This is a genomic window from Phenylobacterium sp., from assembly GCF_030693625.1.
In the GTDB taxonomy this organism is placed as follows: domain Bacteria; phylum Pseudomonadota; class Alphaproteobacteria; order Caulobacterales; family Caulobacteraceae; genus Phenylobacterium; species Phenylobacterium ferrooxidans.
In genome coordinates, this window is the sequence record NZ_JAUYAF010000070.1 from 15,909 (window position 1) to 27,805 (window position 11,897).

An 11,897-nucleotide genomic window follows, 5' to 3' on the forward strand; every position below is an offset into this window, starting at 1 on the left:
ACATGTCCGGCTCGCTCTCGACGGTGGCCCCGCGGCGCGGGGTCGGATGAGGGGTCTCTCAAAACTATCCAGGTGTTCGACGGCGGTCGGCGGATGGGTCGGTGCAACCCCTCATCCGACCTGCTGTCGCAGGCCACCTTCTCCCGCAAGGGGAGAAGGACGCGAAACTCTTACGCCAGTTCGAAGGGCTCCAGCCCGGCCAGCCGCATGGCCTTGGGGCGTTCCGGAATCTGCCGGGGCTTAACACCCTTCACCGCCTCGGCGACGTGGCGAATGTGGTCGGGCGTGGTGCCGCAGCAGCCGCCCAGGATGTTGACCAGGCCGCGCGAGGCCCACTCGTGCAGCTCGTGCGCCGTCTGGTGGGCTTCCTCGTCATACTCCCCAAAGGCGTTGGGCAGGCCGGCGTTGGGATAGGCGCTCACCAGGGTGTCGGCGACGCGGCTGAGCTCGGCGATGTGCGGCCGCATCAGGTCGGCGCCCAGCGCGCAGTTCAGGCCGATGGCGAAGGGCTTGGCGTGCTTCACCGAGTTCCAGAAAGCCTCCACCGTCTGGCCCGATAGCGTGCGGCCCGACCGGTCGGTGATGGTTCCGGAGATCCAGATCGGCAGGGGCTCGTAGCCCTCATCCTCCATGTCCAGGATCACCTTGATGGCGGCCTTGCAGTTCAAGGTGTCGGTGATGGTCTCGATCAGGAACATGTCCACCCCGCCGTCGTGCAGGGCGATCATCTGTTCGCGATAGGCGGTGTAGACCTCGTCGAAGGTCACCAGCCGCGCGCCCGGATCGTTCACGTCCGAGGACATCGACAGCATCTTGTTCAGCGGCCCCACCGAGCCGGCCACGAAGCGCGGCTTGTGCGGCTCCCTGGCGGTCCAGGCGTCGGCCCGTTCGCGGGCGATCCGCGCGCCCTCGAAATTGATGTCGCGGACCGCGCTCTCCAGCTCGTAGTCGGCCTGGGCGATCGTGGTCGCCGAGAAGGTGTTGGTCTCGCTGATGTCGGCGCCGGCGGCGTAGTACTGGTCGTGCAGGTCGCCGACGATATCGGGCCGTGTCAGACACAGGATGTCGTTGTTGCCCTTCAGCTGGCCGGGATGGTCCTGGAACCGCTCGCCCCGGTAGTCGGCCTCGTCCAGCTTGCGCTTCTGGAACATCACCCCCCAGGAGCCGTCCAGAATCAACACGCGCTCACGCGATATTTGCTTCAGCTTTTCAATACGTTCCGAGCGCGGGCTCATGCGGCTTTCTCCGTCGGCTCTTCCCGCACGCCCAGCACCCGGCAGATGGCGTAAACGAGGTCGGCCCTGTTCAGGGTATAGAAATGCAGGTCTGAGAACCCCTCCTCCACCAGCCGCGCGCACATCTCGGCGGCGACGGAGCAGGCGAGCAGCTTGCGGGTCTCGACGTCGTCGTCGAGCCCCTCGAACAGATTGCCCAGCCAGCCCGGCAAGGTGACGCCGATGCGCTGGGACATGTTCTTCAGCCCCTCATAGCCGCTCACCGGCATGACGCCCGGCAGGATCGGGATGGTGACGCCAGCCTTGCGGATCTTCTCGACGAACCGCAGGTAGCCGTCGATGTCGAAGAAGAAGTTGCTGATCGCCCGGGTGGCCCCGGCGTCGATCTTGGCTTTCAGCACGTCGATGTCATGGTCCACCGACGGGCTTTCCGGGTGGATCTGCGGATAGACCCCGACGCTGACGTCGAAGTCGCCGATCGCACGGATGCCGGCGGTCAGCTCCGTGGCGTTCTGATAGCCATCGGCGCGGGGCGTATAGGCTCCGCCCAGCGATCCCGGCGGGTCGCCGCGCAGGGCCACGATGTGCCGGATCCCCGCGTCCCAATAGTCCTGGATCACCTCGTCCACCTCGGCGCGGGAGGCTTCCACGCAGGTCAGGTGGGCGGCGGGGCGCAGGGTGGTCTCGTGCAGCATCCGGACCACCGTGCGGTGGGTGCGGTCCCGGGTCGAACCGCCGGCGCCGTAGGTCACCGACACGAAGGACGGGTTCAGGGGCTCGAGCCGCCGGATGGCCTCCCACAGGCTCTCCTCGCTCTTGGGCCCCTTGGGCGGCGAAAATTCGAAGGAGACGGAGGGGCGCTTGGCCAGGCCGGCGCCGGCGCGCGCCACCGGTCCCAGCGCGGTTTCCAGCGGACTCATGCGGCGCTCCTTACAGCTTTTCGGACGCGCTCGGCGGTCCAGATCTTGACGGTCAGACCCTCGCCCCGGGCAGGCGGCAGGGCGGCGGCGCGGACCTTGGTCAGGCCCGCCTCGTTCAGCCACCGCTCCATCTCGGCCTCGGCGAAACCGAGGCGGCGATGCTGGTGCTGCTCGCGCAGGAACTCCAGGCTGTGGGGCGCAAAGTCGACAATGATCAGTCGGCCGTCCTCGGCCACCAGTCGCGCGGCTTCGCGCACGGCGGCGGCTGGGTCGCCCAGATAGTGCAGCACCTGGTGGACCACCACCAGATCGGCGCTCTGGCCCGGCAGGCGGGTGCCGAAGATGTCCCCGTGGCGCAGCTCGCAGCGCTCCAGCCCGGCGTCGGCGACATGCCGGCGCGCGATGTTCAGCATCTGCTGCGACAGATCCAGCCCAACGGCGGCTTGGGCATGCGGCCCCAGCAGGGTCAGCATGCGGCCGGTGCCGGAACCCAGGTCCACCAGACGCTTGAAGGGTCCGGGGCCGGCGGCCTCCAGAACCGCGGCCTCGACGTCGGTCTCCGACACGTAGAGCGAGCGGATCTCGTCCCAGCGTGCGGCGTTGCGGGCGAAGTATTCCCCGGCCTCCGTGGAGCGTTCGGCGCGCACGGCCTGCAGCCGCTCGGCGTCGCGGGCCAGGATGGGGTCTGCGAGGTCCACCACCGCCAAGGTCTCGTCGGCCAGCCGACGCGCCAGGCCGCCGGCCACCAGGCGGTAGAAGACCCAGGCCCCGTCCGGGAACCGCTCCACCAGACCGGCCTCGGCCAGCAGCTTCAGGTGCCGCGAGACACGGGGCTGGCTCTGGTCCAGAACCTTGCACAGCTCCAGGACCGCCAGTTCCTCGTGGGACAGCAGGGCGAGGATGCGCAGGCGGGTCGGTTCGCCCGCCGCGCGCAACACTTCCACAGCCTGGATCGCTGAAAGACTCATTGGCACATAAAGATATCTTTATGTCTTTATGTCAAGCCTCGGGAGGGGCGACCGCCGGCTCCCAGAGTTCGATCTTCAGACCAGCCGGATCCATCAGCCAGGCGAAGCGCCCGTTGGGATCGGAGTCGTCGCGACCGGTGGGTTCAACCCCTTCGGCGGCGGCGCGGGCCAGCACCCCGTCCATATCATCGACGATGAAATTGATCATGAACGGCGAGGCCGAGGGCTCGAAATATGTGGTGTCGGCCTCGAACGGCGACCAGAGGGTGTAGCCCTTGTCCCCGTGGGGCCACATGGCGCCCGGCCACGGGCCGCCGCCGAATCCCAGCACCCGATGGTACCAGGCGGCCAGGGCGGCCGGGTCTGAGGTTTTGAAGAAAACCCACCGATTCCAAGGACTTTGGCCATGATCCTGCCTCCTAGGCGACCGGACTCAGCAGGGCCTCGCCGGCGAAGTGGCGGCGCAGGTTCTCGAAGGTCTGACCGATCATCGAGGGCAGGGAATCCACTGTGCCCCCGGCGCTGTGCGGGGTCAGCACCGTGTTCGGCACGCCCTCCCAGCGCTCTGTCGGCGTCGGCTCGGTGGCGAACACATCCAGCCCCGCCCGGCCCAGCCGGCCCGCTTTCAGCGCCGCGATCAGGGCGTCCTCGTCGATCACCGAGCCCCGCGCGACATTGACGATCATCCCCTTGGCACCCACCGCCTCGATCACCTCGGCGTTCACCGCCTGGCGGTTGGACACATCGGCGCGGCAGGCCACCACCAGGATGTCACTGTCCTGGGCGAGCGCCAGCAGGCTCTCGGCCCGGGGCCAGGCGGCGTCCGGCTTTTCGTTGGGTCCCCACCAGGCCACCGTCATGCCGAAGGCCTCCACCCGCCTGGCCACCGCCACGCCGATATGGCCCAGCCCCATGATCCCCACGCGCTGGCCCTTCAGCCCCGGCCCGATCTCCAGGCGGTCATGGTTCCAGCGCCCCGCCCGCAGCATCCGGTCGCCGGCCACGATGTTGCGCCAGCCGCCGATCAGCAGGCCCAGCGCATGGTCGGCCACGTCCTCGGCGTTCAGCCCGTCGGCGTGGGACACCTCGATCCCCCGCGCCCGGCACCAGGGCACGTCGACCCCGTCATAGCCGACGCTGACATTGGCGATCAGCTTGAGGTTGGTCAGGCTCTCCAGAAAGTCGGCGGTCAGGTAGATCTCGCCGGCATGGACGATGGCCTCCACCGCCTGGGCCTCCCCGTCGGCCATCTCCCAGCGCCGCACGACCCGGTAGCCCTTCGCCTCCAGCCTCGCCTGCATGAGCGACAGCATGGGGTGGGAGATCAGCACGGTGTGGGGCATGGGGCTCTCCGAAGGGCGGCCCTTCTATAGCCGTGCTCAGGCGATCGCCGCCAGCACGCCGCCCAGGATCCCGGTCAGCTTGTCGATCTCCGCCTGCGAGATGATCAGCGGCGGCGACAGCGCGATGGTGTCCCCCGTGGCCCGCACCAGCAGGCCCGCCTTCAGCGCGCTCACCAGCACCTCATAGCCCCGCGCGCCGGGCGCTCCGTCGCGGGGCGACAGCTCGATGGCGCCCATCAGGCCCACATTGCGGATGTCGATGACGTGGGGCGCGGCGCGCAGCGCGTGCAGCGCCGCCTCCCACAGCGGCGCGAGGGCCGCGACCCGGCCGAACAGCTCCTCGCGGGCATAGATCTCCAGCACCGCCAGCCCAGCCGCGCAGGCCACGGGATGGCCGGAATAGGTGTAGCCGTGGAAGAACTCGATCGCGCCCTCCGGACCCTGCACCACCGCGTCGTGCACCGCCCGGCGCACGAACACCGCCCCCATGGGAATAACTCCGTTGGTCAGGCCCTTGGCCGTGGTCATGATGTCCGGCGTCGCCCCGAAGGCCTGGGATGCGAAGGCCGCGCCGACCCGCCCGAACCCGGTGATCACCTCGTCGAAGATCAGCAGGATGCCGTGCCGGTCGCAGATCTCCCTCAGGCGCGCCAGATAGCCCACCGGCGGCGGCAGCACGCCGGCCGACCCCGCCACCGGCTCGACGATCACCGCGGCGATGGTCTCGGCCCCGTGCAAGGCGATCAGCCCCTCCAGGGCGTCGGCCTTTTCCGCCCCATGGACCGGCAGGCCGCGCGAGAAGGCGTTGCGCGCCAGGTCATAGGTCGATGGCAGGTGATCGACGCCGGGCAGGGTCACGAAGCTGCGCCGGTTGTTCACCAGCCCACCCACCGACAGGCCGCCGAAGCCCACCCCGTGATAGCCCTTCTCGCGCCCGATCAGCTTGACCCGCTGCCCCTCGCCGCGCGCTCGGTGATAGGCCATGGCGATCTTCAGCGCGGTGTCCACCGACTCCGAGCCGGAGTTGGTGAAGAACACCCGGTCCATCCCGGCCGGCGCGATCTTCGTCAGGGCTTGCGCGAACTCGAACCCGATCGGATGGCCCATCTGGAACGAGGGCGCGAAATCCAGCGTCATCAGTTGGCGCCGAACCGCCTCGGCGATCTCCGCGCGCCCGTGCCCGGCGTTGACGCACCACAGCCCCGAGGTCCCGTCCAACACCTCCTGCCCGTCGGCGGCGCGGTAGTACATGCCGCGAGCCTCCGTCAGCAGCCGCGGATCGGCCTTGAACTGCCGGTTGGCGGTGAACGGCATCCACCACGCCGCGAAATCCGGGTGGTTGTCTCCGAAGTCGGCGCTCATGCTCGGTCTCCCATCACCCCTGCAGGCAATCATGTTCGCCCAACAACCGCCAGCCGCCGCCTTGCGCAGGCGTGGGGCAAGCGCCTATCTGCCAAGCCATTGAAGCGCCGCCGTTGGCCGCCGCCTATTTCAAGGACGCCCATTCATGCAGACCCATCGCCTCGGCAAGAGCGCCATCGTCGTCTCCAAGATCTGCATGGGGACCATGACCTTCGGCTCCCAGGTGGATGAGGCGGAGTCCCACCGCATCCTCGACAAGTCGCTGGAGGCCGGGATCAACTTCTTCGACGCCGCCGAGAACTATCCGGTGCCGCCCAGCGAGGAATGGGCCGGCCGCACCGAGGAGATCGTCGGCCGCTGGCTGAAAACCAAGCGCCGCGACGAGGTGATCCTCGCCACCAAGGTCTGCGGCCCCAGCCACGGCTGGATTAAGGGCGCCCAGCGGGCCGGCATGACCGCGCTCGACCGCCACAACATCACCCGCGCCGTCGAGGCCAGCCTCAAGCGCCTGGGCACCGACTATATCGACCTCTACCAGACCCACTGGCCCGACCACGGCGTCGCCTATGACGAGACGATGGAGACCCTCGACGAGCTGATCCGCGAGGGCAAGGTGCGCACCATCGGCTGCAGCAACGAGACCACCTGGGGCCTGATGAAGAGCGTGGCGACCTCCGAACGCCTCGGCGTCGCCCGCTACCAGACCATCCAGAACAACTTCAGCCTCAACAACCGCCGCTTTGAGGACGAGCTGGCTCAGGCCTGCCGCCAGGAGGGCGTCAGCCTGATCCCCTTCTCGCCCCTGGCCGGCGGCGTGCTGTCGGGCAAGTACCAGGGCGGGGCGACCCCGGAAGGCGCGCGCTTCTCCCGCTACATCGCGCTCGGCGGCCGCCAGGCGGTGATGGCCCAACGCTTCGTCAATGAGAAGTCCCTGGCCTCCACCGAACGCTTCGCGGCTGTCGCCGCCGAGGCCGGGATGTCGCCGGTGACGCTGGCCACCGCCTGGAGCAAGCAGCACGACTTCGTCGCCTCCACCATCGTCGGCGTCTCCAAGGAAGAGCAACTCCCCGACATCTTCGCCGCCGCCGACGTCACCTTGTCGGCCGAAGTGCTGTCGAAGATCGACGCCATCTCCAAGGAAATCCTCTACCCGATGGGCTGACGCGGCAGCGCCGCCACGCGGTTCAGCCGCGCCCAGCTCCGGGCGTAGGCTGAGCCGCCCGACCGAGCAGGCTTGAGCGCCGCCGCCCAGCGGACCTCGGCCTGGGCGGCCTCCCGCCAGCAGTGGGCGACGGCGGCGGACAGATCATCGGCCGCGTCGATCCGCGCCCGGAACCCCGCCTCCAGCGCGTCCCGTTCGTCGGCGATCAGCGCCATGCCCGCCGCATGATCGGCCAGCAGCGCCCGGTGCAGGCGCTCATGGCGCCACCACAGGCTCTCGCTGTCATAGGTGTCGGTGGGCGCCGGCCCCACCGGCGGCGGGCCGGCTTCGAACAGCACCGGCTTGAACAGGCTGGTGCAGGGCGCCGAGGTGGCGGTCACCCAATGCACGGCGCGCTCGCTCCCGACTTCCGACACCATCGAGGCCACCGACTGGCTGCGGCGCGGCCCTTGCGCGGCGTGCATGCAGATTGTCCGCCCCACCGTATTGGCCGGGCTCCAGTCGGCCGTCTCCCCGTGGTCGCGCAGGATGGCCATCATCGCTCCGGGGGTCAGGGCCGCGCCCGCCCCGTCCAGCAGCGCCTGCCCCCGCGCGCAGCGTCCGCGGCCGAAGCTTATGGCGTCGCGCGCCGCGTCGATCAGCTGGGCCGCCACGTCGAACCGCCCGGCCCCCTGCGCCGCCAGCCCCGGACTGATCGCCGACCAGTCGGCCCCGATCGAATAGGCGTTGGACAACGACCGCCGCCCGGCGACCTTCTCCACCACCCAGTCGCGCCCCACCGTCTCCAGCACATAGGCCTCGGCGCGGTCTGCGATGATGAAGCCGTTGTGATAGTAAAACCGCCCCAGGTGGCCGCAGTCGCCGCCCTGGCCGTGCTGCTCCAGCAAGCCGATGATCACCGCCAGCGCCTCACCCGCGCTCGCGCCCCGCTCCAGCCCCAGCCGCACCAGGTCCATCCCCGTCAGCGCCCGTTTGCGCTGGGCCGGGACGCGGGCATGCAGCGCCTCGTTGCCGATCACCACCCCATGCTCATTGGCGCCCATCTCCGCCCCCCACATCCAGCAGGGCCGACTGATCAACACCGTCTGGGTTTGCGCCACGTCGGGGATGGTGATGTAGGTGAGCTTCAGATCCCCGCCGCCCGTCCGCCGCGGATGCATCTCCAGCACCTGGGCCTCGTTGCGCTCCCGGTCGCTGTTCTTGGCGAACAGCAGCTTCCCGCGCGGGGTCTCGGGGGCCAGGGCTACCAGGGTGTCGCACATCGGGTAAGCTTATCGGGGCACAGCCCACTTGCCAGCCTCCCAACAAGCCCCAAGGTCAGATCAAAGCCAGGGGAGGCGAACATGGCCGCGACAGCAGCCCAGAACACCGGCGCCGAATTCGAGGACGAGGGCGTCGTGGCGGCCTATGTCCACCGCACGCCCTATCCGCCCGCCCTGTTCGACCGCCTGCTGGCGCTCACCCCCGGCCGCGACCGCCTGCTCGACCTCGGCTGCGGCCCCGGCAAGCTGACCCTCACCCTCGCGCCCCATTTCGCCGAGGTCCTGGCCGTCGATCCCTCGGCCGCCATGCTGCGCCTGGCCCAGACCCTGGACGCCGGCGCCAACCCGCATATCGCCTGGACGGAGGCCTTGGCTGAGGACCTCCCCCTCCCTGCCGGCCTCGACCTGATCACCGCCGGCGCCAGCATCCACTGGATGGACGCCCCGCGGCTGTTCCCCCGCCTCGCCGCCGCCATCGCCTCGGACGGCGTCATGGCCATCCTCGGCGGCGACGGGCCAGCGGACGCGCCGTGGATCAAGGCCTGGGACCAGACCATCGTCGACTGGGTCGGCAAGTTGGGCGGCCAGTGGCAGGACCCGGCGCACACCGCCCGCATCATCGGCCACCAGCCCTGGTTCGACCTGGCCGCCACCGAGGTCTTCACCGCCCCCGTCACCCAAGCCGTCGACGACCTGATCGAGGCCGAGCATTCGCGGGCCACCTGGTCCCGCGCCAAGATGGGCGCCCGCGCCGAGGGCTTCGACGCCGACCTGCGCGCCGTCGTCGCCCCCTATGCCCGGGACGGCAAGGTCACCTTCGAGATCTCCTGCACCCTCTGGTGGGGGCGGCCCCGCGCCACACCTCTCGTGGCTTGACCGACTCCCGCCGCGCGATCAAAAGCGACCATGATCCGCCTCATAGCCACCGACCTCGACGGCACCCTGCTGCGGCGGGACGGCTCGATCTCGGCGCGCACGCGGCAAGCCCTCGCCAATGCGCGCGAAGCCGGCATCGCCGTGGCCTTCGTCACCGCCCGGCCGCCGCGGGATGTCCACCACATCGCCGACGACCTGGGGATCACCGGCATGGCGGTCTGCTCCAACGGCGCCCTGCTCTACGACCTGACCGAGGCCCGGGTGATGCGTCATGAGGCCCTGCCCACGGCGGTGGCCCTGGAGCTGATCGGCGAACTGCGCCGGTCCGACCCCGACTTCAGTTTCGCCACCGAGCACGGCCACAAGGTGGGCCGCGAGGACGCCTTCCCGCTCTCCATGTTCGACGGCTTCGTCCACCACCAAGAGCCCCGGGTGGAGCCCGTCCACAGCCTCTGCGACGAGGACCTGGTCAAGATCCTGGTCCACCATCCGGCCCACGAGATCGACGATCTGCACGCCCTGATCCGGTCCCTGGCCGGCGACCGCGTGGCCGTCACCCATTCGGGCGCCCCCTTCGTGGAGTTCGGCGCCCTTGGCGTGTCCAAGGCCAGCGGCCTGCTCCACCTGGGCGCCGATCTGGGGATCGAGGCCCACGAGATCATCGCCTTCGGGGATATGCCCAACGACATTCCCATGCTGATGGCCGCCGGCCGCGGTGTCGCCGTCGCCAACGCTCACGCCGCGGTGCTGGCCGCCGCCCGCGAGACGACCGCCGCCAACGAGGACGACGGCGTGGCCCAGGTGATCGAAACCCTGCTGGGGTGAAGCGACGCCGCCCGTAGATTTCAAGCTGGGCTGTCGGAACGAACACCGGGTTTGAGGCGCTGGTTGGGCCTCAATCTCCGGAGAAACGTTCATGCGAAATGCAATGGGGGCCCTTGCGGGCGCCGCTCTGACCCTGGCCCTCATGGGGGCCTGTTCCAAGCCCGCGTCGGAAACCGCGACCGACACCTCGGCCGCCGCCAGCGACGCCAGCGCCAACGCCATGGCCGCCGGAGGCGCTGTCTCACCGCCCGCCGCCAACGACGCGGTCGACGCCGGCGCCACGGCCTCGGACGTCGCCCCCGAGGCGGCCTCCAACTCCTTCACCGAAGGCCAGGCCAAGGGCCACATCGAGAAGGCCGGCTACACCGACGTCACCGGCCTGATGAAGGGCGCCGACGGCATCTGGACCGCCAAGGCCATGAAGGACGGCAAGTCCATGGACGTGTCGCTCGACTTCAAGGGCGCCGTCACCGCCCGCTAACCTCAAAGCTTAGGAGCTCACCATGAGCCGCACTGTCTCACGTCTATTCAACAGCCACACCGAAGCCATGACCGCCGTCTCCGAACTGGAACGCGCGGGCATTTCCCACAACGATATCAGCCTGGTGGCCAGCAACGCTGACAACTGGCACGAGGGCCATCGCCACGACAAGGCCGACCTCGACGACGACAACGAGACCGCTGAAGGCGCGGCCGAGGGCGCCACCAAGGGCGGCCTGCTTGGCGCCGGCGGCGGCCTGCTGGCCGGCCTCGGCATGCTGGCCATCCCCGGCCTCGGCCCCGTGGTCGCCGCCGGTTGGCTCGTCTCCACCGTCGTCGGCGCCGCCGCCGGCGCAGCGGCTGGCGCGGCCACCGGTGGCGTGCTCGGCGCCCTGAAGGACGCTGGTCACTCCGACGAGGACGCCCACGTCTATGCCGAGGGCGTCCGCCGCGGCGGCACCCTGGTCAGCGTCAAGGCCAAGGACGAGGACGCCGACCGCGTCGATCAGATCCTCAACCAGCATCAGGGTGTCGACGCCCTGACGCGGGGATCGGACTACCGCGCCAGCGGCTGGAGCCGCTTCGACCACGACGCGGCCCCCTACACCGCCGATGAAGTCGTTCGCGAACGCCAGCGCTACGGCGAGAGCCGCTCCTTCATGAACCAGGACGGCCGCGACGACAGCCTCGACACCGATGGCGAGCGTCGCCCCGCCGGGATCACCGCCCCGATCCCCGGCACGAACATCTAGTCAAAGGCCTCAAGACCTCGACCTCCAGGCCCCCCGGCTCATGCCGGGGGGCCTTTTGGCGTGTTCTGCAGCCGCCCCCCTTTGATCTGGCTCAGGGTGGGTGGACCCTGGCGGGTCTATCAAGGCCCGGAGCGACGCCGTCGCGCCCCATCCACCAAAGGACTCCGCCATGCTGGAATATCGGGTCGAGGCCCGCAGGGTCGACGCCCATGGCGGCCTGGCGACGACGAAGGAGGCCCAGATCCTGCTCGACACCGACGTGAAGGGGCGGCCGGACGCCTTCAACCCGGCCGAGCTGTTCCTGGCCTCCGTCGCCGCCTGCATGATCAAGGGCGTGGAGCGGGTCACGCCCCTGCTGGCCTTCGAGCTGCGCGGCGTGGAGGTGCGCCTGCACGGCGAGCGACAGGACAGCCCGCCGAAGATGGTCTCCATCGACTATGAGCTGATCGTCGACACCGACGAGAGCGACCATCGGCTGGACCTCCTGCACACCAATGTGCGGAAGTACGGGACCATCTCCAACACCGTCGCCGCCGCCCTCCCCCTCACCGGCAGGATCCTCCGCAAGTCCGCCATCGCGGCGCCTGAGACCTAGTCCCCCAGCGCCGATGAAGCGGCCCTCGACACAGCGCAGCGGTCTCAGCGCCTGACCAACGGCGTCGTGCGATCGATCGAGACCTACGGAGTCAACCTTTCCTCCCCCGTTTCGCTC

13 protein-coding genes are annotated in these 11,897 nt (G+C 69.5%); 6 read left to right on the top strand and 7 right to left on the bottom strand.

Annotated elements, in window-relative coordinates; genetic code table 11:
• Window positions 1-170 precede the first annotated feature (170 nt).
• The 6 genes from Q8N10_RS15600 to Q8N10_RS15625 all read right to left on the bottom strand — a co-directional run bounded on the left by Q8N10_RS15600 (window position 171) and on the right by Q8N10_RS15625 (window position 5,828).
• Window positions 171-1,235: a homocysteine S-methyltransferase family protein gene (locus Q8N10_RS15600; protein WP_304778903.1), complete on the bottom strand. Its 1,065-nt coding sequence runs from the start codon at window positions 1,233-1,235 to the stop codon at window positions 171-173.
• Window positions 1,232-2,155, bottom strand: coding sequence for a methylenetetrahydrofolate reductase [NAD(P)H] (gene metF / locus Q8N10_RS15605; RefSeq protein WP_304778906.1), 924 nt, complete (start codon window positions 2,153-2,155; stop codon window positions 1,232-1,234). Before metF ends, Q8N10_RS15600 begins: the two co-directional genes overlap by 4 nt.
• Window positions 2,152-3,123, bottom strand: a complete 972-nt coding sequence (locus Q8N10_RS15610) for a metalloregulator ArsR/SmtB family transcription factor (RefSeq protein WP_304778908.1) — start codon at window positions 3,121-3,123, stop codon at window positions 2,152-2,154. Before Q8N10_RS15610 ends, metF begins: the two co-directional genes overlap by 4 nt.
• A 31-nt stretch (window positions 3,124-3,154) precedes the next feature.
• Window positions 3,155-3,454, bottom strand: coding sequence for a VOC family protein (locus Q8N10_RS15615; RefSeq protein WP_370690205.1), 300 nt, complete (start codon window positions 3,452-3,454; stop codon window positions 3,155-3,157).
• An 88-nt stretch (window positions 3,455-3,542) separates the two neighbouring features.
• Window positions 3,543-4,466: a 2-hydroxyacid dehydrogenase gene (locus Q8N10_RS15620; RefSeq protein WP_304778910.1), complete on the bottom strand. Its 924-nt coding sequence runs from the start codon at window positions 4,464-4,466 to the stop codon at window positions 3,543-3,545.
• 36 nt (window positions 4,467-4,502) lie between these two features.
• Window positions 4,503-5,828: an aspartate aminotransferase family protein gene (locus Q8N10_RS15625; protein ID WP_304778913.1), complete on the bottom strand. Its 1,326-nt coding sequence runs from the start codon at window positions 5,826-5,828 to the stop codon at window positions 4,503-4,505.
• A 145-nt stretch (window positions 5,829-5,973) separates the two neighbouring features.
• Between Q8N10_RS15625 and Q8N10_RS15630 the strand changes: the two genes are divergently transcribed.
• Complete coding sequence (locus Q8N10_RS15630; protein WP_304778915.1) at window positions 5,974-6,990, top strand: aldo/keto reductase; 1,017 nt, start codon at window positions 5,974-5,976, stop codon at window positions 6,988-6,990.
• Here the strand turns inward: Q8N10_RS15630 and Q8N10_RS15635 are convergent.
• Window positions 6,975-8,252, bottom strand: a complete 1,278-nt coding sequence (locus tag Q8N10_RS15635) for a C69 family dipeptidase (protein ID WP_304778918.1) — start codon at window positions 8,250-8,252, stop codon at window positions 6,975-6,977. The two genes, Q8N10_RS15630 and Q8N10_RS15635, sit on opposite strands and share 16 nt — an antisense overlap.
• A gap of 81 nt (window positions 8,253-8,333) precedes the next feature.
• On the opposite strand from Q8N10_RS15635, the gene Q8N10_RS15640 reads away from it, so the two are divergent.
• From Q8N10_RS15640 to Q8N10_RS15660, 5 genes are all read left to right on the top strand, one after another.
• Window positions 8,334-9,128 (top strand): trans-aconitate 2-methyltransferase, encoded by a 795-nt coding sequence (locus Q8N10_RS15640; RefSeq protein ID WP_304778921.1) that lies wholly within the window; start codon window positions 8,334-8,336, stop codon window positions 9,126-9,128.
• 30 nt (window positions 9,129-9,158) lie between these two features.
• Window positions 9,159-9,953, top strand: a complete 795-nt coding sequence (locus Q8N10_RS15645; RefSeq protein WP_304778924.1) for a Cof-type HAD-IIB family hydrolase — start codon at window positions 9,159-9,161, stop codon at window positions 9,951-9,953.
• 91 nt (window positions 9,954-10,044) lie between these two features.
• Window positions 10,045-10,434, top strand: coding sequence for a hypothetical protein (locus tag Q8N10_RS15650; RefSeq protein ID WP_304778926.1), 390 nt, complete (start codon window positions 10,045-10,047; stop codon window positions 10,432-10,434).
• 22 nt (window positions 10,435-10,456) lie between these two features.
• Window positions 10,457-11,185, top strand: coding sequence for a hypothetical protein (locus tag Q8N10_RS15655; RefSeq protein WP_304778929.1), 729 nt, complete (start codon window positions 10,457-10,459; stop codon window positions 11,183-11,185).
• A 169-nt stretch (window positions 11,186-11,354) separates the two neighbouring features.
• The gene (locus Q8N10_RS15660) at window positions 11,355-11,780 is read left to right on the top strand and encodes an OsmC family protein (RefSeq protein WP_304778931.1); all 426 of its coding nucleotides are present in this window, start codon (window positions 11,355-11,357) and stop codon (window positions 11,778-11,780) included.
• Window positions 11,781-11,897 lie beyond the last annotated feature (117 nt).

Coding starts and splice junctions, on each gene's coding strand:
- Q8N10_RS15600 (WP_304778903.1), bottom strand. CDS start 1,235: ATGAGCCCGCGCTCGGAACGTATTGAAAAGCTGAAGCAAATATCGCGT.
- metF (WP_304778906.1), bottom strand. CDS start 2,155: ATGAGTCCGCTGGAAACCGCGCTGGGACCGGTGGCGCGCGCCGGCGCC.
- Q8N10_RS15610 (WP_304778908.1), bottom strand. CDS start 3,123: ATGAGTCTTTCAGCGATCCAGGCTGTGGAAGTGTTGCGCGCGGCGGGC.
- Q8N10_RS15620 (WP_304778910.1), bottom strand. CDS start 4,466: ATGCCCCACACCGTGCTGATCTCCCACCCCATGCTGTCGCTCATGCAG.
- Q8N10_RS15625 (WP_304778913.1), bottom strand. CDS start 5,828: ATGAGCGCCGACTTCGGAGACAACCACCCGGATTTCGCGGCGTGGTGG.
- Q8N10_RS15630 (WP_304778915.1), top strand. CDS start 5,974: ATGCAGACCCATCGCCTCGGCAAGAGCGCCATCGTCGTCTCCAAGATC.
- Q8N10_RS15635 (WP_304778918.1), bottom strand. CDS start 8,252: ATGTGCGACACCCTGGTAGCCCTGGCCCCCGAGACCCCGCGCGGGAAG.
- Q8N10_RS15640 (WP_304778921.1), top strand. CDS start 8,334: ATGGCCGCGACAGCAGCCCAGAACACCGGCGCCGAATTCGAGGACGAG.
- Q8N10_RS15645 (WP_304778924.1), top strand. CDS start 9,159: ATGATCCGCCTCATAGCCACCGACCTCGACGGCACCCTGCTGCGGCGG.
- Q8N10_RS15650 (WP_304778926.1), top strand. CDS start 10,045: ATGCGAAATGCAATGGGGGCCCTTGCGGGCGCCGCTCTGACCCTGGCC.
- Q8N10_RS15655 (WP_304778929.1), top strand. CDS start 10,457: ATGAGCCGCACTGTCTCACGTCTATTCAACAGCCACACCGAAGCCATG.
- Q8N10_RS15660 (WP_304778931.1), top strand. CDS start 11,355: ATGCTGGAATATCGGGTCGAGGCCCGCAGGGTCGACGCCCATGGCGGC.